Below are 24,610 nucleotides of genomic sequence, written 5' to 3' on the forward strand. Positions count from 1 at the left end.
TTCGGTCTTCAGGTCTTTCGCGCTGACACGGGCCCGGGGATATGGTCCATGAATAACCCTGGACAGCCCTTCGCACGGTCAAGCTGACTGGGTTCGGTGCTGGAGCGCCGGCCGATCGCGCGGCCATCGGATACCGCTCCATCTCCCTCATTCTGCGGCGTTTTTACCGACGAGCGAGTCTCCACCCGTCGCGAAACGCTCGATCCCCTCTCACCCGGCGTCGATCGGACGTGCGGGATCCTTTCTCCCATATGGGAGAAGGGGGAGGGCGCTCCGCGGAGGAGCGCCCTCCTCACGTCATGAGATGCGTCACACCGTCCAGGGCGCCGGCCGGTTCGGGCTGATCCCGTAGCGGGCCACCGCCTCCGCCACCCTCGCCCGGTCGAGCTTGCCGTCGTCGGCCAACGCCGCGAGCGCCGCCACCACGACGTGGTGCCGGTCGACCTCGAAGAAGGCGCGCAAGGCGCTGCGGGTGTCGCTGCGGCCGAAGCCGTCTGTGCCGAGCGTCACGTAGCGGGCCTGGATCGCCGTCGCGATCAGCTGCGGGTAGGCCCGGACGTAGTCGGTGGCGGCGACGACCGGGACGGAGCCGGACAGCGACTCCTCGACGAGGCTGCGCTTCGGCGGCAGGCCGGGGTTCAGGCGGTTGGCGCGCTCGACCTCGCGGGCCTCGCGGGCGAGTTCGCTGAAGCTCGTGACGCTGTGGACCTCGGCGGCGATGCCCCAGTCCTCGGCCAGCAGCGTCGCGGCGGCGATGACCTCGGGCAGGATCGCCCCTGAGCCGAGGAGACGGAGAGCCGGCTCACCATCTCCGTAGCCGGCAAACCGGTACATCCCGCGAATGATCCCGTCCCGCACGCCCTCCGGCATCGACGGCTGGGCGTAATTCTCGTTCATCGCCGTGACATAGTAGAACGCGTCGACGTCGCGCTCCATCATGTCGCGGGCGCCGTGATCGAGGATCACCGCCATCTCGTAGGCGAAGGCCGGGTCGTAGGCGCGGCAATTCGGGATCGTCGCGGCGACGAGGTGGCTCGACCCGTCCTGGTGCTGCAGGCCCTCGCCGCCGAGCGTGGTGCGGCCGGCGGTGGCGCCGATCAGGAAGCCGCGGGCGCGCTGGTCGGCCGCCGCCCAGATCAGGTCGCCGACGCGCTGGAAGCCGAACATCGAGTAGTAGATGTAGAACGGCAGCATCGCGAGGCCGTGGACGCTGTAGGACGTCGCGGCCGCGGCCCAGGACGAGATCGCCCCGGCCTCGGTGATGCCCTCCTCCAGGAGCTGCCCGTCGCGCGACTCCTTGTAGTAGAGCATCGAGCCGGCATCCTCCGGCTCGTAGAGCTGGCCGAGCGGCGAGTAGATGCCGACCTGCCGGAACAGGTTGGCCATGCCGAAGGTGCGGGCTTCGTCGGCGACGATCGGCACGACGCGCGGACCCAGCTCCTTGTGCTTGATCAGGCTGCTGAACAGCCGCACCGCCGCAGTGGTGGTCGACATCTCCTTGCCGTCGGCCTCGAGCGCGAAGCCGGCGTAAGTGCTGAGGTCCGGCACGGCGACGTGGGCGGCGGTACGCCGACGCTTGGGCAGGAAGCCGCCGAGCTTTTCGCGGCGCTCGCGCAGGTAGCGCAGCTCGCGGCTGTTCTCGTCGGGCTTGTAGAATTCCAGGCGCTCGACCTGCGCATCGGTGAGCGGCAGGGCGAAGCGGTCGCGGAAGGCCTTCAGGGCGTCGGTGTCGAGCTTCTTGGCCTGGTGGGCGGTCATGCGCGACTCGCCGGCGCCGCCCATGCCGTAACCCTTCTTGGTCTTGGCCAGGATCACCGTCGGGCGGCCCTTGGTCGCCTTGGCGGCGGCGAAGGCGGCGTAGAGCTTGCGGAAATCGTGGCCGCCGCGCTTCAGCTTGTCGACGTCGGCATCCGACATGTGGGAGACCAGCGCCTTCACCTCCTCGTCCTCACCGAAGAAATGGGCGAGGTTGTAGGCGCCGTCCTTCGCGCCCAGCGTCTGGTACTTGCCGTCGACCGTGGCGGCGAAGCGGCGCAGCAGGGCGTGGTTGGTGTCGCGGGCGAAGATCGCGTCCCATTCCGAGCCCCACAGCACCTTGACCACGTTCCAGCCGGCGCCGCGGAAGACGCTCTCCAGCTCCTGGATGATCTGGCCGTTGCCGCGCACCGGGCCGTCGAGGCGCTGCAGGTTGCAGTTGATGACGAAGGTGACGTTGTCGAGTTTTTCGCGGGCCGCCAGGGTCAGGGCGCCGATCGATTCCGGCTCGTCCATCTCGCCGTCGCCGAACACGCCCCAGACGTGCTGGCCGGCGGTGTCGGCGAGGCCCCGGTCGCTCAGGTAGCGCATGAAGCGCGCCTGGTAGATCGCGTTCATCGGCCCGATGCCCATCGAGCCGGTCGGCACCTGCCAGAACTCGGGCATCAGCCAGGGATGCGGGTAGGAGCACAGGCCCTCGCCGGCGATCTCCTGGCGGTAATGCTTCAGGTTCGTCTCGGAGAGCCGCCCCTCCAGGAAGGCACGGGCATAGACGCCGGGCGCCGAATGCGGCTGGAAGAACACGAGGTCGGCGCCGGCCCCGGACGCGTCGCCGGCCTGGAAGAAGTGGTTGAAGCCGAGCTCGAAGATCTCGGCGGCGGAGGCGTAGGAGGCGACGTGGCCGCCGAGCTCGCCATAGGCCATGTTGGCCCGCACCACCATGGCGAGCGCGTTCCAGCGCATGATCGAGGTGATGCGCTCCTCGACGCCGAGGTCGCCGGGATAGGGCGGCTGCTTCTCCAGCGGAATCGTGTTGCGGTAGGGCGAGTAGGGCGGCGCCTCCTCGACGACGCCGATCTCCCGCGCCTTCTGCTCCAGCCGGTCGAGCAGGAAGCGGGCGCGGGCCGCACCGCCGTGGCGGAGCACCGATTCGAGCGAGGCGAGCCAGTCCGCGGTCTCGGCCGGATCCGGATCGGCCACGCCGCGGGGACCCAGGATCGGCTGCCCATTCGGGCGCTCGTTCTCGTTGACCGGCACGGCCGGGATCGGCTTGGCGCTCGCGCTCATGGCGTCGTGTCTCCCATCGATGGCGCCAGGGTAATCCCCCGGTCGCGGCAGAGGCTGCTTCGTTTGCCGGCGTTTCAGGTGGAAGTGGAAAACATTTTCGCGAGAGCAGGGAGCGGCGGTCGTTTTTGCCTGACGCACCCGCCACGCCGCGCCGAGATGCCCATCCGACCCGTCCCGGCGCGGGATGGGCGTCCGGCATCACCGTCGGGTAGCGTCAATGGCACTTTTGTCCTAAGCTCACAGCCAAAGTCGGGCCGTGCGGGGCCGGCCTTCCCGTCGAACTTCCCTCGCCGAAGCGGCGTCGGCAAGGGCACGTGGTCGTCGGCCCGCTCAAGCCCGGACGCGCTCGGGAGCCCTCATTCCGATGACCGCCGATACGGCCTCCAGCCTGCTCCAGACCCCCCTACACGCGCTGCACCAGGAGGCCGGCGCCCGGATGGTGCCATTCGCCGGCTACGCGATGCCGCTGCAATATCCGCTCGGGCTCCTGAAGGAGCACCTGCACACCCGCAAGGCGGCCGGGCTGTTCGACGTCTCGCATATGGGCCAGATCGCCGTGCGGCCCCGCTCCGGCGATCTCGCGGACGCCGCCCGCGCCCTGGAGACGGTGCTGCCGATCGATGTCGTCGGCCTGAAGCCCGGCCGTCAGCGCTACGGATTCTTGACGACACAGGGCGGCGGCATCCTCGACGACCTGATGATCGCCAATCTGGGCGACCATTACCTCCTGGTGGTCAACGCCGCCAACAAGGCCGCCGGCCTCGTCCACCTCCTCGACGCGATCGGCACCCCGTGCAGCGTCGAGCCGATCGACCGGGCGCTGATCGCGCTCCAGGGGCCGGGGGCGGAAGGCGCGCTCGCCCGCCATCTGCCGGCGGCCGCCGAGATGCGCTTCATGGATGCGCGCCCGATCGCCTTCGCGGACGGGGAGGGCCTCATCGTGCGCGCCGGCTATACCGGCGAGGACGGGTTCGAGATCGCGCTGCCGGCCGAGGCCGCCCTGGCGCTCGCCCGCGCGCTGCTGGCCGATCCCGAGGTGAAGCCGATCGGCCTCGGCGCCCGCGATTCCCTGCGCCTCGAAGCCGGCCTGTGCCTGCACGGCTCGGACATCGACCTCGAGACCTCGCCGGTCGAGGCCGGCCTGTCCTGGGCGATCCCGACGGTGCGCCGCCGCGGCGGCGACCGGGAGGGCGGGTTCCCGGGGGCCGAGCGGATCCTGGCCGAACTCGCCGACGGGCCGGCACGCTTGCGGGTGGGGTTACGGCCGGAAGGGCGTACCCCGGTACGGGCGGGCGCCCCGCTCTATCCCGCCGGCGACGCGGCCGAACCGGCCGGCCGGGTGACCTCCGGCGGCTTCGGGCCGAGCCTGGACGGGCCGATCGCCATGGGGGTGCTGCCGAGCGCGCTCGCCGTACCGGGCACCCAGGTTTTCGCCGAAGTGCGCGGCCAGCGCCTGCCCTGCGCGGTGGTGCCGCTGCCGTTCCGCCCCGCCGGTTTCAAGCGGTCCTGACGCAAGGAGTTTGTCCATGCTGAAATACACCGACGAGCACGAGTGGCTGCGCCTGGAGGGCGACGTGGCGACGGTGGGCATCACCGACCACGCCGCCGAGCAGCTCGGCGACCTCGTCTTCGTCGAGTTGCCGAAGGTCGGCGCCACCCTGGCCAAGGGCGCCGCCGCCGCGGTGGTGGAATCGGTCAAGGCGGCCTCCGACGTCTATGCGCCGGTCGACGGCGAGGTGACCGAGATCAACGACGCCGCGGTGAGCAGCCCGGAGAGCGTCGGCACCGATCCGCAGGGCGCCGGCTGGCTCTACCGCGTCCGCCTCAGCGACCCGTCGCAGCTCGACGGGCTGATGGACGAGGCGGCCTACCGCGCCTTCGTCGGCTGACATGATGTCCGCCTGATCCGTTTCGACACCAGTCAAGCGCGGGATCCCCTCTCCCGTGTCGGAGAGGGGTAGGGGTGAGGGTGATACGCCGCCGAGTAAAGCTCCGGCCGTCACGCTGCCGGCACGACGCTCAGTGCTTCACGCTGAAGCGTGCCACCTTCACCCCCGACCCCTCTCCCACACGGGAGAGGGAGCCGCGCTCCACCTTTCGAGCCGCCTCGCAACGGCTCCCGACCGGGGCATCTCCTCATGCCGATGGACAAGTACGACCCCTACGACTTCGCCAACCGCCGCCATATCGGCCCGTCGGTGGACGAGATCGCCCGGATGCTGGAGGTGGTCGGTGCCGAGAGCCTCGACGCCCTGATCGACGAGACCCTGCCGGCGGGCATCCGGCAGACGGAGGCGACCGAGTTCGGCGCCGCCCTGTCGGAGCGCCGGGCGATCGAGCGCCTGCGGGCGACCGCCAACAAGAACAAGCTCCTGACCTCGCTGATCGGCCAGGGCTACCACGGCACCACGATGCCGCCGGCGATCCAGCGCAACATCTTCGAGAACCCGGCCTGGTACACGGCCTACTCGCCCTACCAGCCCGAGATCAGCCAGGGCCGGCTCGAGGCGCTCCTCAACTTCCAGACCTGCGTCGGCGACCTGACCGGGCTCGACATCGCCAATGCCTCGCTCCTCGACGAGGCGACGGCCGCCGCCGAGGCGATGGGCATGGCGCGCCGGATCGCGACCGCGAAGCCCGACACCTTCTTCGTCGACGCGCAATGCCTGCCGCAGACCATCGCGGTCCTGAAGACCCGGGCCGAGCCGTTCGGCTGGCGGATCGTCGTCGGCGACCCCTTCACCGACCTCGATCCGGCCTCGGTGTTCGGCGCGATCGTCCAGTATCCGGGCGTCGAGGGCGCGGCGCACGACTTCACCGACGTGTTCGCCAAGCTGCACGAATCCGGCGCCATCGCCGTGGTGGCGGCCGATCCGCTGGCGCTGACGGTGCTCAAGCCCCCGGGCGAGATGGGGGCCGACATCGCGGTCGGCTCGATGCAGCGCTTCGGCGTGCCGATGGGCTATGGCGGTCCTCATGCCGCCTACATGGCGACGCGGGACGCCCACAAGCGGGCTTTGCCCGGGCGCATCGTCGGCGTCTCGGTCGATTCCCGCGGCAACCGCGCCTACCGGCTCTCGCTCCAGACCCGCGAGCAGCACATCCGGCGCGAGAAGGCGACCTCGAACATCTGCACCAGCCAGGTGCTGCTGGCGGTGATCGCCTCGATGTACGCGGTGTTCCACGGCCCGCGCGGGCTCAAGGCGATCGCGATGCGCATCCATCGCGATGCGACGCGGCTCGCCGCGGGCCTGAACCAGCTCGGCTTCGAGACCCATCCGGACGCGTTCTTCGACACGATCACCGTGACGGTCGGGCCGTTCCAGGGCGTGATCCTGAAGAACGCCGTCGCCAACGGGATCAACCTGCGCAAGGTCGGAGCTGACCGCATCGGCATCACGGTCGACGAGCGCACCCGGCCCGACATCGTCGAGGCGGTGTGGCGCGCCTTCGGCGGGGACGGCCTGGCTTACGACGAATCCTGGCCCGAGCCGCGGCTGCCGGCGGACCTCATCCGCACCTCGGAGTACCTGACCCACCCGATCTTCCACATGAACAGGGCCGAGAGCGAGATGACGCGCTACATGCGCCGCCTCGCCGACCGCGACCTCGCCCTCGACCGGGCGATGATCCCGCTCGGCTCCTGCACGATGAAGCTCAACGCCACCGCCGAGATGCTGCCGGTCTCGTGGCCGGAATTCTCGGAGCTGCACCCCTTCGTGCCGAAGGACCAGGCCGAGGGCTATGCCGAGATGATCGCCGATCTCTCGCAGAAGCTCGCCGACATCACCGGCTACGCGGCGATCTCGATGCAGCCGAATTCCGGCGCGCAGGGCGAGTATGCCGGCCTCTTGGCGATCCGCGCCTACCACCTGTCGCGCGGGGAGGGGCACCGCACCGTCTGCCTGATCCCGTCCTCGGCCCACGGCACCAACCCGGCTTCGGCCCAGATGTGCGGCATGACCGTGGTGGTGGTAGGCGCCGACCGCAGCGGCAACGTCGACGTGGCGGATTTCCGCGCCAAGGCCGAGACGCACGCAGACAACCTCGCCGCCTGCATGATCACCTACCCGTCGACCCACGGGGTGTTCGAGGAGGCGGTGCGGGAGATCTGCGACATCACCCACGCCCATGGCGGCCAGGTCTATCTCGACGGCGCCAACCTCAATGCCCTCGTCGGTCTCGCCCGGCCGGGCGACATCGGGGCGGATGTCAGCCACATCAACCTGCACAAGACCTTCTGCATCCCGCATGGCGGCGGCGGGCCCGGCATGGGGCCGATCGGCGTCAAGGCGCACCTGATCCCGTTCCTGCCCGGCCACGTCGAGACCGACGGGCGCCCGTTCTCGGTCTCGGCCGCGCCGTACGGTTCGGCGGCGATCCTGCCGATTTCGTGGAGCTACTGCCTGCTGATGGGCGGGCGCGGGCTGACGCAAGCCACGCGCATCGCGATCCTCAACGCCAACTACATCGCCAAGCGCCTAACGGGGGCCTACGAGGTCCTCTACACCGGCACCCACGGCCGGGTGGCGCATGAATGCATCATCGACGCCCGCCCGCTGATGAAGAGCGCCGGCGTCAGCGTCGAGGACATCGCCAAGCGCCTGATCGATTGCGGCTTCCACCCGCCGACGATGAGCTGGCCGGTGGCCGGCACGCTGATGATCGAACCGACCGAGTCCGAGACCAAGGGCGAGATCGACCGCTTCTGCGACGCCATGCTGGCGATCCGGGAGGAAATCCGGGCGATCGAGGAGGGCCGGATGGACCGGGCCGACAACCCGCTCAAGAACGCCCCCCACACGGTGGAGGACCTGATCGGGCCGTGGGAGCGGCCGTATTCCCGCGAGGCGGCGTGCTTCCCGGCCGGCGCCTTCCGGGTCGACAAGTACTGGCCGCCGGTCAACCGGGTCGACAATGCCTATGGCGACCGGAATCTCGTCTGCGCCTGCCCGCCGGTGGAGAGCTACATGAAGGCGGCGGAGTAGACATACGATCGGGGTGCTTCTCCCGCCCTTTCCCGGACGACTGAAACGAAGTGGAAGGAGATCCGGGATCCAGGGGGAGAAGTGCCGCGAAGCGGGTCTGCTTCCTGCAACGTTGCAGACGGACGGACGCTTCGCGATGTCTTGTGCTGGATCCCGGATCTCCTTCCGCTATCGCTTCCGTCGTCCGGGAAAGGGGAGCTTCATGAAGACTGTTCGGCCGCACGACATCAGGACCGAGGTTCTTCCCGGCGAGACCGAGAGCAGGAAGGACAAGCTCGATCTCGTCGCCCAGTCGATCGCCTTCGCGCGTGGGCTCCGGGAACGCGCCGGCCCCGATTCCCGGCCCGTCACAAACGCTTTCCTCGACGGCCTCTATGAAGATCCGTGACGGCCGCCCAAGGCCAGCTTATCCCGCCTCCCCGACATAATCCCGCCAGATCGCCTTCTCTCCCAACCCCGCCGCGAACGCCGCATGCGCCGCGCGCTCGGCATCGGTGAGGCGGCTGCGGGTCGGGCGGGGTCCGTGCTCGACCGGGGCCGCGCGCAAGGAAGGACCGGACGGGCCGGCATTGCCCTCGACCGTCAGCCCGAGCGTCGTCTGCTTGCCGCCGAGCAGCTCGATATAGACCTCGGCGAGGATCTGCGAATCGAGCAGCGCCCCGTGCTTGGTGCGGCGGGAATTGTCGATGCCGTAGCGCGAGCACAGGGCGTCGAGGTTGTTGGCCGCGCCCGGATGCTTGCGGCGGGCGAGCGCCAGGGTGTCGACCACGGAGGCCAGTTCGATCAGGGGCGGGGACTTGTCGCCCAGCCGCGCGTACTCGGCGTTGAGGAAGCCGACGTCGAAGGCGGCGTTGTGGATCACCAGGGTGGCGTCGCCGCAGAACTCCAGGAAGTCGGGCAGGATCTGCGCGAAGAGCGGCTTGTCGGCGAGAAAGGCGTCGGAGAGGCCGTGGACCCGGAACGCCCCCTCCGAGACCGGCCGCTGCGGGTTGATGTAGCGGTGGAACTCGCGGCCCGACGGGATGTGGTTGAGGAGCTCGATGCAGCCGATCTCGATCAGCCGGTCGGTCTTGGCCTCGGTGCCGGTGGTCTCGGTGTCGAGGACGATCTCGCGCAGCATCGTGCGGCTCCCTGTGAGAGAAGTGTTTCGACCGGTGTAGCGAGGAAGCGTTAACCGGCCCGCTTCGCTGCCGCGATCACCGCGTCGACCTGCGCCTCGGCGTGGGGAAAGCCCCGGTCGGTCTCGATCAGGTGGTCGGCGCGCCGGCGCTTCTCGGCATCGGGCATCTGCTTGGCGAGGATCTGCGCGAAGGCCTCCTCGTTCATGCCGGGGCGGGCGAGCACCCGGGCACGCTGCACCTCCGGCGGGGCGGTCACCACCGCGACGGCGTCGCATCCCGCCTCGCCGCCGGTCTCGAACAGCAGCGGCACGTCGAGCACGACGAGCGGCGCAGCGTGGTGGGCGGCGAGAAAATCGTCCCGCGCCTGGCGCACCAGGGGATGGACCAGGGATTCGAGGCGGCGCAGGCGCTCGGGATCGCTGAGCACGGCGTTGCGCAAAGCGGCGCGGTCGACCGACCCGTCGGGACTGAGGGTGCCGGGGAAGGCCTCGCCGATCGCAGCCGCGGCGGCGCCGCCCGGCCCGTAGAGGGCGTGGACGCAGGCATCGGCGTCGTGGACCGGCACGCCGCGTGCCCGGAACATCGCCGCGGTGGCGCTCTTGCCCATGCCGATCGAGCCGGTCAGGCCGAGGACGAACGGCCGGCTCATCGGTGACTCTCGAGATCGGCGACGATGCGGGCGCGCAAGGCCGGCGACACGTCGGGCCTGCGGCCGAACCAGCGGGCGAAGCCCGGCACCGCCTGGTGCAGCAGCATGCCGAGCCCGTCGACCGCCGGCAGCCCCCGCGCCCGGGCGGCGGCGAGCAGCGGGGTCTCGAGCGGCACGTAGACGATGTCGGCCACCGCCGCCGCCTCGGGCAGCGGCGCGAGGTCGAGGGCGAGCGGATCCTGCCCGGCCATGCCGAGGGCGGTGGTGTTGATGAGGAGCCCTGTCTCCCGCAGGTGCATCGGCACCGCGTCCCAGGCGATCGCGGTGATCCGGGTGGAATCGAGGGCGGTGAGCCCCTCGGCCCGCTCGGCGCTGCGGTTGGCGACGACCAGCCGGTCGAGGCCGCGCTCGAGGAGCCCGACCAGGATCGCCCGGGCCGCCCCGCCGGCGCCGAGCACCAGGGCGCTGCGCCCATTCGAGGCACCCGTCGCTTCCGGCCAGCCCACGCCGAGGCTGGCATCGAGATGGGCGAGGAAGCCCGGCGCGTCGGTGTTGTCGCCGTGGAGGCGCCCGTCCTCAAACCACAGGGTGTTGACGGCGCCGATCCGCCCGGCCCGCGGCGTCAGCACTTGGGCGAGGCGGAACGCCGCCTCCTTGTGCGGGATCGTGACGTTGCCCCCGACCCAGCCCTCGGCCTGAAGGCTGCGGACGAAGTCCGGGAAGGCGTCGGGATGGACGTCGACGCGCTCGTAGGCGCCGGGCAGGCCGTGCTCGGCGAGCCAGTGGCCGTGGATCAGCGGCGAGCGCGAATGGCCGATCGGGTGGCCGACCACGAAGGCGCGGGGGTGCGGGGTCGTCATCGGGAAGTTACGTCTCGGAACCTGCTCGACGGCAGGGGAAAGAGGGACAGGCACACACGTCTACGCTTCACAGGGTCGTCCCGGGGCTCGCCGCGGGCGAGGGCCCGGGATCCAGAACCGCAGCGGGCGAAGGACAGGGCGGAATGCGCGCCGCCTTCATCCTGGGCACCTGCGGTTCGGGATTGCGCTTCGCACCCCTTCGGGCTCGGGCTCCGCTGCGCGGCCCCGGAACGACACGGGGGGTGTCGGTACGGTCGCAGACCATCGAACGCGCCTCAGACCGCCAGCAACCCCCGCCCGCGCAACCGCGCGAGCAGCGGCAGCAGCGGCAGGCCCAGGATGGTGGAGTGGTCGCCCTCGATGCGGTCGAACAGGTGGATGCCGACCCCTTCGAGCTGGTAGGCGCCGACGCTGCCGGTGACGGCGGGCCCGGCGGCGTCGAGATAGGCGGCGATGCCCGCCTCGCCGAGCGGCCGCATCGTCAGCCGCGCCGTCACGACGAAGCTCTCGGCTACCGTGCCGTCGACGGCGAGCGCCACGGCCGAGTGGAGCGCGTGGGTGCGCCCCTGCAACCGCGCGAGATGGGCGGCGGCCCCCGCCCGGTCGGCGGGCTTGTGGAACACCGTGCCGTCGAGATCGAGCACCTGGTCGGCCCCGATCACCACCCGGTCGGGCGCCTGCGCGGCGACGGCACCGGCCTTGGCGGAGGCCAGGCGCTCGGCCAAGGCCAGGGGAGAGAGGCCGGCGCTAGCGGCCTCGACGGCCCGCTCGTCGACGCCCGGGGCCCGGGTCTCGACGGCCAGGGCGGCCGATTCGAGCAGCCCGCGCCGGGTCGGGCTGGTCGAGGCGAGGAGGAGCGGCGCGGGGCCGCGCCAGAGGGAAGGGGCGTGCGGCATCGATCGTCAATCGGCGAGGAATTTCAGCCGGTGCTCCCGGTGGAGGTCGACGATCGCCGCCGCCGTCTCCTCGATCGAGCGCCGGGTGACGTCGATCACCGGCCAGCGGTTGCGGGCGAAGAGCCGGCGCGAGGTCGCGATCTCGTTCGCCACCGCGTCGCGGTCGACGTAGGACGAGGAATCGTCGGCCTTGAGGCTGAGCAGGCGGTTCTGCCGGATCTGGACGATCCGCTCCGGCGAGGCGATGAGCCCGACGATGAGGGGCTGGCGCAGGGTCTCCAGCACCGCCGGCGGCGGCACGCCGGGGATCAGCGGGATGTTGGTGGTCTTGAGCCCGCGATTGGCGAGGTAGATCGCCGTCGGCGTCTTGGAGGTGCGGCTGACCCCGAGCAGGATCACGTCCGCCTCGTTGAGGTCGTGCGGCAGGTTGCCGTCGTCGTGGGCGAGCGTGAAGTTCATCGCGTCGATGCGCTTGAAGTACTCCGCGTTCAGCATGTGCTGGGCGCCCGGCCGCGCCGTGGAATGGGTGCCGAGATAGGATTGCAGCAGCCGGTGCACCGGCTCCAGCACCGAGAGCAGCGGCGAGCCGGTGGCCCGGCAGGCCTCCTCCAGCCGCTCGGTCAGCTCGCGCCCGACCAGGGTGTAGAGCACGATGCCGGGGGCCTGCTCGATCTCGTTGATCACCCGCTCGAGCTGGGTGCCGGAGCGCACGAGGGGATAGACGTGCTCGATCGCCGAGACCCCCTCGTACTGCGCCGCCACCGCGCGGCCGACATTGATCAGAGTCTCGCCGGTGGAATCCGACACGAGGTGGAGGTGGAAGTAGCTGCGGACCACGCGGACTCCCCGGGCTCGCCGCGGGCGCGGCGGACGCTGGAGCATCGTCTCGACGAAGCCGGGACCGGCTCGTCGCAGACATGCTGCACAATCAAAGGCTTGAAGCAGCGCCCGATCGCGCGCCGCCCCGGCGATCCCGGCGCGCGGCCGATCGTCCACCGATCGGCCGCGCGGAGTCGATGAGTGTGGATAATGCGCCGGCGAAGCGAGGTCCAGGCACCAGGGGTGTGGGTTAATGGCTTTGCGCCTCAACAGGCGCGCCGTTAACACTCGTGGCGGACCGCCCGTGGGAGAATCCGGGACGTGCGACGCCCGAGTCGGGTCCGACGAGGGCCAAGCCCCTCGCGACTCTCGTCATCCTTCGACAATGGAGCAAATCTGTTAAAGGCCTCTTAACGCACCCGCGGTGGGGACGGCCTGTGGACGGCGCTGGAGGCCCGCGATGCCTGCCCCCAATAGAAAAAACAGATTCCTAGAATCTCTCTTTTCTTTTCAGAGGCCTGGGTGGGGATGGGCCTCGCCGCGGGTCGCGACGACGCGCCGGGCTGGCGCCGGAAGGCGGTTCTCGGCATAGGGAAGCGGGCTGCCGGCGTGGCGGCGAACGGTTTTCGGGGGACGAAGGATGAGCGGGACCGCGGGAGCCGGACGGGGAGCCGCTGAGCGGCCGATCCTGCGGGTGCTGAACGGCGAGGCGCTCTCGCCGCCGCCCGCCTGGATGATGCGCCAGGCCGGGCGCTACCTGCCGGAATACCGGGCGGTGCGGGCCGAGGCCGGCTCGTTCCTCGACCTGTGCTACAACCCGGACTTCGCCACCGAGGTCACCCTGCAGCCGATCCGCCGCTTCGGCTTCGAGGCGTCGATCCTGTTCTCCGACATCCTGGTGGTGCCGCACGCGCTCGGCCAGGACGTGCGCTTCGTGGAAGGGGAGGGGCCCCGCCTCGACCCGCTGGCCGGCCGGCCGGAATTCGAGCGGCTGATCGAGGCGGGCGATCCGCGGATCATGCGCCATCTCAGCCCCGTCTTCGAGACCGTCGGGCGGCTGCGGGCGGAGCTGCCGGCCGAGACCACGCTGCTCGGCTTCTGCGGTGCGCCGTGGACGGTGGCGAGCTACATGATCGGCGGGCGCGGCACGCCCGACCTCGCGCCGGCCCGGGCGCTCGCCGCCCGCGACCCCGCCCTCCTCGACGCCTTGATCGACCGGCTGGTCACGGTCTCGACCGAGTATCTGGTGCGCCAGTTCGAGGCCGGCGCCGACGCGGTGCAGATCTTCGAGAGCCATGCCGGCAGCCTGCCGGACGTGCCCGCCGGCGAAACCGGCGATGCGCTGGCGCGCTGGAGCCTCGCACCCATCGCCCGGATGGTCGCCGGCATCCGCGCCCGGGTGCCGGGCGCCAAGATCATCGTCTTCGCCCGCGGCTCGGGGCTCGACGGCCATGCCCGCGTCGCCGAGGAGACCGGCGCCGACGCGGTCGGGGTCGATTGGGCGGTGGATCTGAAGGCGCTGCGCGCCCGCCTGCCGGCCTCGGTGGTCACGCAAGGCAACCTCCACCCCGAGACCCTGATCGCCGGCGGCGAGGCCCTGGACGCGGCCGTGGACGCGATCCGCGCGGCGACCGCCGGCACGCCCCACATCTTCAACCTCGGCCACGGCATCACCCCGCAGACGCCGATCGCCCATGTCGAACGGATGCTGGCGCGGCTGCGGGGGTGAGGGGAGGGGACGTCGGTTCGTCCCCGCGACGGATCCGCCACCCTCCGCGCCATCCCGGGGCCGCGCGGCGGAACCCGGGATCCATCACCGCCGACGATGCCGGGTGAAGCGGGACGCGCATCGCCCCGTCCGTGAGCCTCGACGGTGACGGATCCCGGGCTCCCGCCTGCGGCGAGCCCTGGGGCGACGTGCAGACTGGCCCATACGTCGGTCCTGTCTCATCGATCCGGTCAACCATCCCCCACAGGAACAACTCCCCGTGTATCTCTGGATCAAGTCCGCCCATATCATCTCGCTCATCGCCTGGATGGCGGCGATGCTCTATCTGCCGCGGCTGTTCGTCTATCACGCAGGGCTGCCGGCGGGATCCGGCCAGGGCGAGACCTTCAAGGTCATGGAGCGCCGGCTCGCCAAGGCGATCATGCTGCCGGGGATGATCGCCACCTGGATCTTCGGCATCGCGCTCGCGGTGATGAGCGGCGCCTATACGCAAGGCTGGATGCACGCCAAATTCGCCCTGGTGCTGGCGATGAGCGGCATCCACGGCTGGCTGTCGCGGATGGTCAAGGACTTCGCGGCCGACCGGAACACCCGCAGCCCCAAATTCTACCGGGTGCTCAACGAGGTGCCGACGCTGCTGATGATCCTCATCGTGATCCTGGTGGTGGTGAAGCCGTTCTGAAGGAGCCGTGATGGCGCCCGCGATCGAGACCCAGTCCCTCTCCCTCACCCTGGCCGGGCGCTCGCTGAGCCTGCCGGCCGACCGGATCGGCCAGGGTCCGCCGGCCCTGCTGCTGCCGGCCCTGTCCTCGATCTCGACCCGCGAGGAGATGCGGCCCCTGGCGACGCGGCTGTCCGCCCGCCATGCCTGCCTGGTGCCGGACTGGCCCGGCTTCGGCGCGCAACCCCGGGCGCGGGTGCCGCTCGCGCCCGACACGCTGCACCGCTTCCTCGACGCGTTGCTGGCCCAGGCGCCCGGCCCCTACGCCATCGGGGTCGCGGCCGGCCACGCCGCAGGCTACCTCGTCGCCGCGGCCGCCCGGCACCCGAAGGCGTTCTCCCGCCTGGTCCTGGTGGCGCCGACCTGGCGCGGGCCGCTGCCGACGGCGATGGGCGAGGAGCGCCGGCCGCTGTTCGAGCGCCTGCGGCGGGCGGTCGAGGCCCCGGTTCTCGGCAACCTGCTCTACCGGCTCAACGTCAGCACGCCGATCGTGGCGCGGATGATGCAGGCCCACGTCTATGCCGACCGGGCCCGGGTCACCCCGGCGCTGCTCGGCGAGAAGCGCCGGGTGACGCACCAGCCCCGCGCCCGCTTCGGGACCGCCGCCTTCGTCACCGGCGGCCTCGATCCGGTCCGGTCCCGCGAGGAGTTCCACGCCCTGTTCGGCCCCGGCCTGCCGCCGGTGCTGATGCTCCGCCCGAAGGGCGCCCCGCGCCGCTCGGGCGCCGAGATGGCGGCGCTCGCCGAGACCGGGCACGTGCGCAGCGTCGAGATCCCGGGGGCGCTCGCCGCCCACGAGGAATGCCCCGAGGCGGTCGCCGCCGCGATCCTCTCCGCCGAGGCGTGAGGCCGGTGCGGGCGCTCCTCGCCGCGGCGCTCGCCCTGATGACGGCCGGGGCCGCGGCCGAGCCGGCGCCCCGGCCCTATCTCGCCGAGGGCGCCCTCGACGCCGCCGCGATCCTGCCCCCGCCGCCGCAGCCCGGCAGTGCCGCGCACGCGGCCGACGCGGCGACCTACACGGCGACCCGGGCGCTCGCCGGGACGCCGCGCTGGCAGCTCGCCGTCGCCGATGTCCCGTCGGGCGTCGCCCGGCTCCTCGACAACTTCTCCTGCGCGGCCGGTCGGCGCCTGGATCCCGCCCGGATGCCGGCGCTGGCTGCGCTCCTCGCCCGTGCCCGCCGCGACGTGGTGGTGACGGTGCGGGACGCCAAGGCGCGGTTCGCGCGGGGACGGCCGCATCTCGGCAACGACGCGCCGCTCTGCGTCGCGCGCAGCGAGGCGCTGGACCGGAGCCTCGCCTACCCGTCCGGCCATGCCACCGAGGGCTGGACCTTCGGCCTTGTCCTCGCCGCCCTGATGCCGGAGCGCGCCGCTCCGATCCTGCGCCGCGCCCGGGTCTACGGCGAGAGCCGGGTCGTCTGCGGGGTACACTGGGCGAGCGACGTCGAGGCCGGCCGCCTCACGGGGGCGGCCCTGTTCGCGGCGCTCGTCGGCGATCCCGCCTTCCGGGCCGACCTCGACCGGGCCCGGGCCGAACTCGCCGCTGCCCCGGCGGAGGCAGGCCCCGAGCCCGGGCTCTGCGCCCGCGAGGACGCGGCGTCGGCCCTGCCCTGACCTGCCCGCGTCGCGCGAAGACAGGACGACGTTCCCGAATTGTCACGCTGCGTCAGCGCGTTGGAATCCGGCCCGGCCCGGCGCCCCTGGTGTCGTGTGGCAAGCCCTCAACTTCCAGTCGAATATTCGCTCACAATTCGATCTCGCAAATGGTTGACGAATCGCTACCGCAGGGATAACGAGTCGTTGATTTCGGTGACCGAATCGTTATCACTTCGATCGATGCCGATCGGGTGACCAGATCTGCTTCCCCAAGACTTGTATCCCGGTAGACGGGTCGGATCGCTGTCGCATGCGTGCTGTTCGACATGAAGGCGGTTGTGGACGCGCGCCGGTCCGCACGATCAACACGCTTCTGCTCGAGGACGACGACGTCGATGCCAAGCTGATCGCCCTCCAGGCGGCCGGTTTCCGGCGGCTCGACATGCGCGTGCTTCGCGCCCGCTCGGCAGTTGAGGCGCGGGCGCATGTCGAGGCCGAGCGGATCGACCTCGCGATCCTGGATTTCTGGCTCGGCTGCGAATCGAGCCTGCGTTTCCTGGCCGAGCTCGACGCCCGGCTGCCCGGCCTGCCGGCGGTGGTGCTGACCGGGCTCAGCATGCCGGACGTGCGCGAGATGTGCCTGAGCGCCGGCGCGGTGCGCTTCCTCGACAAGGCTTCCCTCACCAGCGAGGCGTTCGAGGCCGCGATCCTGGGCGTGCTTGGCCCGCGCATCGTCCGCACCCCTGCCGCCGAGCCCGTCCGCTACGGGCGGCCCGGCCTCACCGTGATATCCAACGAGAGATGCGACCGATGAACGGCCAGATCACCTATCTCAACGCCGGATCGGGCAACGAGCAGACCGCCCTGGACCCGGTCCAGGCCCCCGCCACTCCCTCCGCCCCCGACGCCGCCGCGAACACGATCGACAAGGTCCGCGAGCTTCTCTACGGCGACGCGATGCGCTCGCACGAGCGCCGGCACGACGACCTGCGCGAGGCGGTGACCGACCTCGAGCAGCGCATGGTCCAGCGCTTCAACGACATCCAGAAATCGATCGACGCCCTCGCCCTGTCGCTGCGGATGGAGCAGAGCAACGCCGTGCGGGCGATCGGCGGCGCGGTGACCGAGATGGGTCGGCAGATCTCCGCCCTGGCCGACCGCAACCCGTGACGGCCGGGGCCTGACCGTCGATGGGTGCGGCGGCAACCGAGGGTCCGGCCGAGGATCTGGCCTTTCGCGACCTGAAGCGGCTGCTGCTGCGCGACGAGCACCGCGACCTCGCCGGCCTGCGGGACGAATTGGCGCGGCTCGACCGGCGCGTCGGCTCCGAGGACCGGTTCTCCCGGGCGGTGGCCGACAGCCTGGTGGTGGCCCTCAAGGTCGTCGAGGTCGAGAACCACCGCGCGCTCACCGAGGTGATCGCGCCCCTCGTCGTGGCCGGCATCCGGCGCGAGATCGCGGAATCCCGCGACCTGATGGTCGAGACGCTCTATCCCATCGCCGGCCGCATGGTGACCGCGGCGATCGCCGCGGCCTTCCGCCAGCTCTCCGACGAGATCAACGAGACCCTGAGCCGGACGCCGCGGCGGCTGTGGCTGCGCCTGAAGGCCCTGCTCACGGGGCAGTCCTACGCCGCCCTGGTCCTGGCCGAGCTGGTCCAGGGAAGGCTCGAACGCCTGATCCTGATCGACCGCGGCACCGGCGCCGTGCTCGCCACCACCGACCGCGACGGGCGGCCCGACGCCGATCCGGACGGCCAGCTCCACCTGATCGGCGGCCTCGTCACCGCCATCGTCGAGTTCGCCGGCCAGGCGTTGAGTGACGTCAACGGCGAATTGCGCTCCCTCGATTTCGGTGGCCGCACCGTGCTGCTGCGGGCCTCGCCCCTGCTGATCGTCGCCGGCCTGACCGAGGCCGGCCGTGGCGCCGGGCGGCTCGCCGCGCGCGTCGATGCCGAGTTCCTGCCCTTCCTCGACGCCGTCCGACAGGGGGAGGAGCAGCGGGACGGGGCCGGGCACGCCGCGCCGCTCGCCGCGCTCCACCGGGCCATCGCCGCCCGCCTCGCACCGCCGCAGCGGCGGCGCCTGCGGCCGGTGGCGGTCGCCGGCGGGCTCGTGGCAGCCCTCCTCGCCGCATGGGCCACCACGGCCATCGCGTCGGCCCGCCAGCGCGCCGCCGAGGCCGCGGCTTTGGCCCGGATCGAGGACGCGCCCGACTGGCGCGACGCTCCCCTCCGGCTCGCCTTCGACCGCGAGGCCGGCGTGATCCGGGCGACCGGCGTGCTGCCGACCCGCGAGGCCGCCGCCTCCCTGCGCGGCCGCCTCGCCGCGGCGTTTCCCGGCTGGCCCGTCGTCGCCCGGATCGCCGTGGCCTCCGATGCCGATCCCGGCCGCGAGGCGGTCGCCACCCTCGACCGGCGCACCGAGGCGCTGACCGGCCGGACCGAGGCGGTCGCCCGGCAGACCGAGGCCCTCGCGCACCGCGCCGAGGCGCTGAGCGACCGGACCGCGGCGACGGCCCGGCAGACCGAGGCGCTCGCCCTGCGCACGGATGCGCTGACGGCGCGGGCCGAGACGGCCGCGCGGCAGGGCGACAGGCTCGACGCGCGCACCGACGCGGTCGCCCGCCAGGCCGCGACGCTCACCGCGCGCACCGAGGCGCTGACCGGCCGGACCGATGCGCTGGCGCGGCGCACCGAGGCGACCGAGGCGATGGCCGGCGAGGCGACGGCGCGGCTCGCCACCCTCGAGACCCGCACCGCCGCCGTCGAGGCGGTGGTGCCGAGCCTCGCGCCGCGGGCGGAGGTGGCGCGGCTGGAGGCCCGCACCGACACGCCGCTGCATCGGCTCGAGGATGCAGCGATGCGCACGGCGATCTTCTTCGGCCCCGACGCGGCCTATCGCGACCCGGAGCGGGCCGAGCGCGACCTCGCGACCCTGGCTTCGGCGCTGGCGGCGGTGGAGGGCGCGCGCCTGCGCATCGTCGGCTATGCCGACGGCACCGGGACGCCGCGGGCCAATCTCGAAGCGGCGCGGCTGCGCGCCGATCGCATCACCGCCGACCTGGAGCGCCGCGGCATTCCCCGCACCCGCCTCGTCGTCGTCAACTCGCGCCCGCCCTTCCCGATCACGGAGGAGCGCGTCACCGGCAACCGGCGCGTCGTGTTCGAGCTCGCCTACGGTGCGGAGTAGAATGTGGCAGCGCGCAAGATCATGATCCTGGGGGCGATCGGCGTGGGCAAGACCTCGCTCGCCAACCGGCTCGCCTTCGACCGGTTCGAGACCAGCTACAAGGCGACCATCGGGGTCGACATCTACACCACGACGGCGATCCCGCCGGACGGCGCGACGCCGATGCCGCTGGTCTTGTGGGACACCGACGGCGATTTCGGCCTCAGCATCTTCCGCACCGTGTACCTCAAGGGGGCGAGCGGGGCGCTCATCGTCGCCGACGTCACCCGGCCCGCCTCCCTCGACCAGATGGCCGCCCTGATCGCGGGGTTTCGCGAGGCGCTGCCCGGCCGTCCCTGCGCCGCGGTGCTCAACAAGAGCGACCTCGTGGCGGGGGGATCGGGCGAGCCCGGCTCCGGCCCGCCGCCGGACGTCCTGGCGAAGGCGCGCGGCGCCGACGTCGTCGCCCTGGCGAGCGCCCGCACCGGGCACGGGGTCGCCGGCCTGTTCGCCGACCTCGCCGCCACGATCGCGCGCCGGAGCCTGTGAGCGCCATGCGCGCCGCCCTCGCGCTCCCGTTCGGAGCAGACCTCTCCCGCACCCTGACCCATCTCCTCGAGGCCGGCCTCGTCGGCGTCGCGGCGCTTCGGCCCGACGGCGCGGTCCTCGCCCGCACCGGGCCCTTGAGCGACTGGCTGCCCGAGCCGGGGCGCTCCGCCTTCGACAGCCCGATCCTGTCGGGGCTCGAGGAGGACATGCGGGCCCAGCAGCGGCCCGGAGCCGAGCCGATCGTGCTGCCGGGCATCCGCCTCGCCATGGTGGCCGGCGCCCCGCGCTGCGACATCGCGATCTCGTGGGACGCCGCACGGGGCGAACACGCGGTCCTCACCACCGTCGACCAGGTCGACCGGCCGATCGACCATTGGGTGCTCCAGCAGCGCCGCGAGCAGCGCCTGCTGGAGGAGAAGATCATCGCCGCGTCGCGCGAGCTGGAGCGGATGAACCGCAACCTGCGCGACTTTGCCTCCGTCGCCGCCCACGACCTGCGGGCGCCCCTGCGCCAGATCGCGGCCTTCACCGACATCCTGCGCCGCACCCTCGGGGACGAGGCCGGGCCCGTCGTCGCCGACAGCCTCGACACGATCGAGGGCTGCGCCGCGCGGCTCAACCGGATGACCATGGGCCTCCTCGACTATGCCCGCCTGAGCGCCGAGAGCCACGCCTTCGCGCCGGTCGATCTCGGCCGGGTCGTCCTGGACGCCTCCCGCAACCTCGACCTCGACCTGCGCGCCGCCGCAGGCGTGCTCGATGTCGGGCCGCTGCCGGTGGTGAACGGCGTCCCGGCCTTGCTGGTGAACCTGTTCCAGAACCTGATCGCCAACAGCCTCCGCTATCGCGAGCCCGGGCGGCCCCTGGCGATCGAGATCCGGGCCTGGCCCGGCGAGCCCGGCCGGATCACCGTGCGCGACACCGGCATCGGCGTGCCGCCGGCCTTCCACGAGACGATCTTCGAGACCTTCGCCCGGGTCCCGAACGGGGTCGCGCCGAACGGCGTCGGATTGGGCCTGAGCATCTGCCGGCGGATCGCCGAGCTGCACGGCTGGCGCATCGGCGTCCAGGCGGAGGAGGGGCCGGGGGCGTGCTTTCGGATCGATCTCGGATAGGTGCCGTTGAACGTGGTCACGGTCCGCGCCCTCGCTCAGGTCCCGATGTACTCCGGAGCCATACGAGCGGGTCGAGCCTTCGCGCGCTGCCGGGACACGGGACGGCTGGGCCGTGCCGGAAGGCAGCCGGGGAACGGTGGTGGAGGTCTTGGGCGACCGGGAGGCCTTCATGGTCGAGCCTCGGCAGCCTTTCACGGCGCTGGTGACCGTGGATGCCTCGAGTCTGCGTCGGGCTGCGGGAGTGAGAACCCGTTCGACATTCCGGGCTCCGCTGCCGCGGCCCCGGGATGACGCGGTGGGCGTCAGGTCCGTGCGAGCGAATTCGGCGGATCGAACGAAGACAGCGCCCGGTCGCATCGCGACCGGGCGCTGTCGTCAACGCCTCACGATCACCGGCTTCAGGCCGCCTTGCGCTTGGCCTGCTTGGCCCGCCGGCCGAGGATGTTCAGCACCTCGACGCCGGCCGAGAACGCCATCGCGGTGTAGATGTAGCCCTTCGGCACGTGCGCCCCGAACCCCTCGGCGATCAGCGTCATGCCGATCATGATGAGGAAGCCGAGCGCCAGCATCACCACCGTCGGGTTGGCGGCGATGAAGCGCGACAGCGGATCGGCGGCGAGCAGCATCACGGTCACGGCCGTCACGACGGCGATCACCATGATCGGCACGTGTTCGGTCATGCCGACCGCCGTGATGATGCTGTCGATCGAGAAGACCAGATCGAGGATCAGGATCTGGCCGATCGCCGCGGCGTAGCCGAGCGAGGCGCCCCCGCCCGCCTTCACCTCGGGGTCCGGGTCGAGGCTGTGGTGGATCTCCTTGGTGGCCTTCCAGAGCAGGAACAGGCCGCCGGCGATCAGGATCATGTCGCGCCAGGACAGGCCCTTGCCGAAGATCTCGAAGACCGGCTGGGTCAGGTGGACGATGTAGGCGACGGTGCCGAGCAGCGCGAGGCGCAGGATCAGCGCGAGCCCGATGCCGATGCGCCGGGCCCGCGATTGCTGCTCGGCCGGCAGCTTGTTGGTGATGATCGAGATGAAGATCAGGTTGTCGATGCCGAGCACGACCTCCATGACGACCAGGGTCGCGAGGGCGGCCCAGGCCGTCGGGTCGGCGGCGAGCTGAACGAGGGACTCCACGGCGGATGCTCCTCTCTACGGGAAGATCGAGGGGCGGCCCGCCGATGCCGCCGACGGCGCGTCCCGCTCCGGCGCGTGGACCTGCACCGCCTTCGGCAGCACCCGGACATGGGCGGGGGTGTAGGTCGTCAGCTCGCCGTCGGTGTTGACCGCGCGCGGCTTCTTGGTGCGCAGGATCACTTCCGTCGTCTGGAAGGCGCGCACGTCGGCGGCCTTGCCCTGCGTGCCCCGGCGCAGGGCCGGCAACAGGGCGAGCAGCCGCCACCAATGGGCGACCTCCAGGCTGTAGAAGTTGAGCAGGCCGTCATCGACGGTGGCGTTCTCCTCCACCGTCATGCCGCCGCCGTAATGGCGGCCGTTGCCGACCGAGACCTGGATGGTCCGCACCGTCTCCACCGTGCCGTCATGCTCGATATAGACCGTGAACGGCCGCGCCCGCCGCAGCAGCCGGAACGCCGCGACGCCGTAGCCGACCGTGCCGAGGCGGCGCTTGAGATCCGCCGTCAGCTCGCCGGCGAGATCGGCCGAGAAGCCGATGCTGGCGACGTTGAAGAAGTAGTGGCCGTTGACGCAGCCGAGATCGATCGGCCGCGCCGGCACGGTCGCGATCACCTCCGCCGCCTCGAGCGGATCGGCCGGCAGGCCGAGGCTGCGGGCGAGGTCGTTGGCGGTGCCGAGCGGCAGGATGCCGAGCGGCAGCTGCGCCTCGGCCAACGCCTGGGCGGCGGCGTTGAGGGTGCCGTCGCCGCCGCCGAGGATCACCATGTCGCAGGTCGACGCGTGGGCGTGGATCAGCGCCTTGCAGTCGGTCTCGTCCGGCGGCGGCTCGACCGGTTCGATGCCGCCGCGGCGCAGGACGCCCTTCACGGCATCGAGGTCGAGCCCGCCGTTGCGGGCCTTCTTGTTGACGACGAGCAGGGCCCGGCGCGCGGTATCAGCGCCGGCCATCGGCACCTCCTGCGAGGACGGAGAGGATCGGAGGAGAAACGGGAAGGGGGATGACGCGCAAGGATGCGGGCCCTCCAGTGCGATCGTGCCGCGTCAGCACAACGGCAGAGAAGAGGTCCGACATCGCGGTCGACGCCTCGAACCGCCAGAGGGGCCCGGACCCGGCAAGACCCTGGAGGTGGGGTCGCGGCCGCGCTTGGCAAGAGGGCCCGGGAGTTCCGTGGCGCGAGACGTGCGGCCGGCCGGCCTCCCGGCATGGGTTTTCGGGTGTGCGCAACGGGGGTAGCGGGGAGGGCGGGGCGCGCGCAATGGAACCGTAACGGCAGCGACGAACGTTCCTTTCCCTGATCGTGGTCCTGCCCCCGGTGCCGCTCCCCATGTCGCGCCTTTTCACGTCGCCGCTTCCGCTCTCCCGCCTGCGCCCCCACCGCGCCCGGGCCCTCCTCGCCGGCTTCGGGCTCGTCCTGTCCTCGGCCGCCCTGGCACAGGGCTGGGTCGATCCGCCCGTCCGCGGCACCGGGTCGCCGGCGCCCGCATCCGGGACGGCTCCCCCATCCGAGCCGGCGCCGGCCGCCCGGGCCGAGGCGCCGGCCCCGCCGAAGGCCCACGCCGCCCCCCGCCGGGTCGCCGAGGAGGCGCGCCGGCCGGCCCGCAGCGGCCTCCACGCCGCCACCGAGGCCCGCCGCGCCGCGCGGATCGCCCGCGCCGAGCGGCCGCCGCTTCCGGTCTCGATCCCGGCCCGCCCGCCGGTCGCGGTGTCGGACGGGCAGATGCGCGACTGGGCGGTGGCGTCGCAGCGCCTCACCCGCGACTACCTGGCGTCGATCTCGGGATCGAACGGCGCCACCCTGGCGGCCGCGCCCGGCTTCTACGGCGACCAGGTCGTGTTCCATGGCCGCACGATGACTGTCTCCCGGCTGATGTCCGAGAAGCGCCGCTTCGTGCAGCGCTGGCCCGAGCGGCGCTACCGGCCCCGCCCGGATTCCCTGCGCACCGCCTGCAATGCCGGGCTCGCCGTATGCCGGGTCCAGGCCACCGTCGACTTCTCGGCCTTCAGCCCCGATCGTGGCGCCCGCTCGCAGGGGACCGTCGACCTGGAGCTCACGGTCAGCCTGGCGGGGGCCCGCCCGGTGATCATCGCCGAGACCAGCCGGGTGGTCAGCCGCGCGGCGGTGGCAAGCCGCTGAGCGGGGGCGAGTTGTCCACGGGACCCGTGACGGACCGCCGGTCGGCACCTGGGGCCCTCGTCCGACGGCGTGGGGACGGGG

Annotated in this window: 22 protein-coding genes; 14 read left to right on the forward strand and 8 right to left on the reverse strand. The window is 71.9% G+C overall.

Annotation, left to right across the window (positions count from 1 at the left end):
- Positions 1-309: 309 nt before the first annotated feature.
- On the reverse strand, positions 310-3,042 hold the full coding sequence (gene mdeB / locus FF100_RS19890) for an alpha-ketoglutarate dehydrogenase (protein ID WP_139037432.1): 2,733 nt from the start codon (positions 3,040-3,042) through the stop codon (positions 310-312).
- 364 nt (positions 3,043-3,406) lie between these two features.
- Between mdeB and gcvT the strand changes: the two genes are divergently transcribed.
- From gcvT to FF100_RS19910, 4 genes are all read left to right on the forward strand, one after another.
- Positions 3,407-4,552 (forward strand): glycine cleavage system aminomethyltransferase GcvT, encoded by a 1,146-nt coding sequence (gene gcvT, locus FF100_RS19895; protein ID WP_139037434.1) that lies wholly within the window; start codon positions 3,407-3,409, stop codon positions 4,550-4,552.
- Between the two features lie 16 nt (positions 4,553-4,568).
- On the forward strand, positions 4,569-4,931 hold the full coding sequence (gene gcvH / locus FF100_RS19900) for a glycine cleavage system protein GcvH (RefSeq protein WP_139037436.1): 363 nt from the start codon (positions 4,569-4,571) through the stop codon (positions 4,929-4,931).
- Between the two features lie 249 nt (positions 4,932-5,180).
- Positions 5,181-8,030: an aminomethyl-transferring glycine dehydrogenase gene (gene gcvP, locus FF100_RS19905; RefSeq protein ID WP_139037438.1), complete on the forward strand. Its 2,850-nt coding sequence runs from the start codon at positions 5,181-5,183 to the stop codon at positions 8,028-8,030.
- A gap of 202 nt (positions 8,031-8,232) precedes the next feature.
- Positions 8,233-8,418, forward strand: coding sequence for a hypothetical protein (locus tag FF100_RS19910; RefSeq protein WP_139037440.1), 186 nt, complete (start codon positions 8,233-8,235; stop codon positions 8,416-8,418).
- 18 nt (positions 8,419-8,436) lie between these two features.
- Here the strand turns inward: FF100_RS19910 and dnaQ are convergent, their stop codons facing one another.
- The 5 genes from dnaQ to FF100_RS19935 all read right to left on the reverse strand — a co-directional run bounded on the left by dnaQ (position 8,437) and on the right by FF100_RS19935 (position 12,393).
- Positions 8,437-9,150, reverse strand: coding sequence for a DNA polymerase III subunit epsilon (dnaQ, locus tag FF100_RS19915; protein WP_139037441.1), 714 nt, complete (start codon positions 9,148-9,150; stop codon positions 8,437-8,439).
- A gap of 50 nt (positions 9,151-9,200) precedes the next feature.
- Entirely contained in the window at positions 9,201-9,800 is a 600-nt protein-coding gene (coaE, locus tag FF100_RS19920; RefSeq protein WP_139037443.1) for a dephospho-CoA kinase, read from the reverse strand.
- Positions 9,797-10,660 carry a shikimate dehydrogenase gene (locus FF100_RS19925; RefSeq protein WP_139037445.1) on the reverse strand — a complete coding sequence of 288 codons (864 nt, stop codon included), beginning with the start codon at positions 10,658-10,660 and terminating at the stop codon, positions 9,797-9,799. Before FF100_RS19925 ends, coaE begins: the two co-directional genes overlap by 4 nt.
- A gap of 275 nt (positions 10,661-10,935) precedes the next feature.
- Entirely contained in the window at positions 10,936-11,556 is a 621-nt protein-coding gene (locus tag FF100_RS19930; RefSeq protein WP_139037447.1) for a Maf family protein, read from the reverse strand.
- A 6-nt stretch (positions 11,557-11,562) separates the two neighbouring features.
- On the reverse strand, positions 11,563-12,393 hold the full coding sequence (locus FF100_RS19935) for a pyruvate, water dikinase regulatory protein (protein ID WP_139037449.1): 831 nt from the start codon (positions 12,391-12,393) through the stop codon (positions 11,563-11,565).
- Between the two features lie 622 nt (positions 12,394-13,015).
- Here FF100_RS19935 and hemE point away from each other — a divergent pair.
- The 9 genes from hemE (at position 13,016) to FF100_RS19980 (ending at position 21,255) form a co-directional block, all read left to right on the forward strand.
- Positions 13,016-14,104 carry a uroporphyrinogen decarboxylase gene (gene hemE, locus FF100_RS19940; RefSeq protein WP_139037450.1) on the forward strand — a complete coding sequence of 363 codons (1,089 nt, stop codon included), beginning with the start codon at positions 13,016-13,018 and terminating at the stop codon, positions 14,102-14,104.
- A gap of 307 nt (positions 14,105-14,411) precedes the next feature.
- Entirely contained in the window at positions 14,412-14,786 is a 375-nt protein-coding gene (locus tag FF100_RS19945; protein WP_246102186.1) for a CopD family protein, read from the forward strand.
- Positions 14,787-14,796: 10 nt separating this feature from the next.
- Complete coding sequence (locus FF100_RS19950) at positions 14,797-15,672, forward strand: alpha/beta fold hydrolase (protein WP_246102178.1); 876 nt, start codon at positions 14,797-14,799, stop codon at positions 15,670-15,672.
- A 5-nt stretch (positions 15,673-15,677) separates the two neighbouring features.
- Positions 15,678-16,439 carry an acid phosphatase gene (locus FF100_RS19955; protein WP_246102179.1) on the forward strand — a complete coding sequence of 254 codons (762 nt, stop codon included), beginning with the start codon at positions 15,678-15,680 and terminating at the stop codon, positions 16,437-16,439.
- A 292-nt stretch (positions 16,440-16,731) separates the two neighbouring features.
- Positions 16,732-17,235 carry a response regulator gene (locus tag FF100_RS19960; RefSeq protein ID WP_139037453.1) on the forward strand — a complete coding sequence of 168 codons (504 nt, stop codon included), beginning with the start codon at positions 16,732-16,734 and terminating at the stop codon, positions 17,233-17,235.
- Complete coding sequence (locus FF100_RS19965; RefSeq protein ID WP_139037456.1) at positions 17,232-17,591, forward strand: hypothetical protein; 360 nt, start codon at positions 17,232-17,234, stop codon at positions 17,589-17,591. The genes FF100_RS19960 and FF100_RS19965 overlap by 4 nt, the downstream gene beginning before the upstream one ends.
- A 20-nt stretch (positions 17,592-17,611) precedes the next feature.
- On the forward strand, positions 17,612-19,612 hold the full coding sequence (locus FF100_RS19970; protein WP_139037458.1) for an OmpA family protein: 2,001 nt from the start codon (positions 17,612-17,614) through the stop codon (positions 19,610-19,612).
- Between the two features lie 3 nt (positions 19,613-19,615).
- Positions 19,616-20,140, forward strand: coding sequence for a Rab family GTPase (locus FF100_RS19975; protein WP_139037460.1), 525 nt, complete (start codon positions 19,616-19,618; stop codon positions 20,138-20,140).
- A 5-nt stretch (positions 20,141-20,145) separates the two neighbouring features.
- The gene (locus FF100_RS19980) at positions 20,146-21,255 is read left to right on the forward strand and encodes a sensor histidine kinase (RefSeq protein ID WP_139037462.1); all 1,110 of its coding nucleotides are present in this window, start codon (positions 20,146-20,148) and stop codon (positions 21,253-21,255) included.
- Between the two features lie 398 nt (positions 21,256-21,653).
- Here the strand turns inward: FF100_RS19980 and FF100_RS19985 are convergent, their stop codons facing one another.
- Together FF100_RS19985 and FF100_RS19990 are read right to left on the reverse strand one after the other, a co-directional pair.
- The gene (locus FF100_RS19985; protein WP_139037463.1) at positions 21,654-22,394 is read right to left on the reverse strand and encodes a TerC family protein; all 741 of its coding nucleotides are present in this window, start codon (positions 22,392-22,394) and stop codon (positions 21,654-21,656) included.
- Positions 22,395-22,409: 15 nt separating this feature from the next.
- Positions 22,410-23,342 carry a lipid kinase gene (locus tag FF100_RS19990; protein WP_139037465.1) on the reverse strand — a complete coding sequence of 311 codons (933 nt, stop codon included), beginning with the start codon at positions 23,340-23,342 and terminating at the stop codon, positions 22,410-22,412.
- 377 nt (positions 23,343-23,719) lie between these two features.
- Between FF100_RS19990 and FF100_RS19995 the strand changes: the two genes are divergently transcribed.
- The gene (locus FF100_RS19995) at positions 23,720-24,529 is read left to right on the forward strand and encodes a hypothetical protein (RefSeq protein WP_139037467.1); all 810 of its coding nucleotides are present in this window, start codon (positions 23,720-23,722) and stop codon (positions 24,527-24,529) included.
- Positions 24,530-24,610 lie beyond the last annotated feature (81 nt).

Origin of the sequence: Methylobacterium terricola, assembly GCF_006151805.1 — a bacterium.
In the GTDB taxonomy this organism is placed as follows: domain Bacteria; phylum Pseudomonadota; class Alphaproteobacteria; order Rhizobiales; family Beijerinckiaceae; genus Methylobacterium; species Methylobacterium terricola.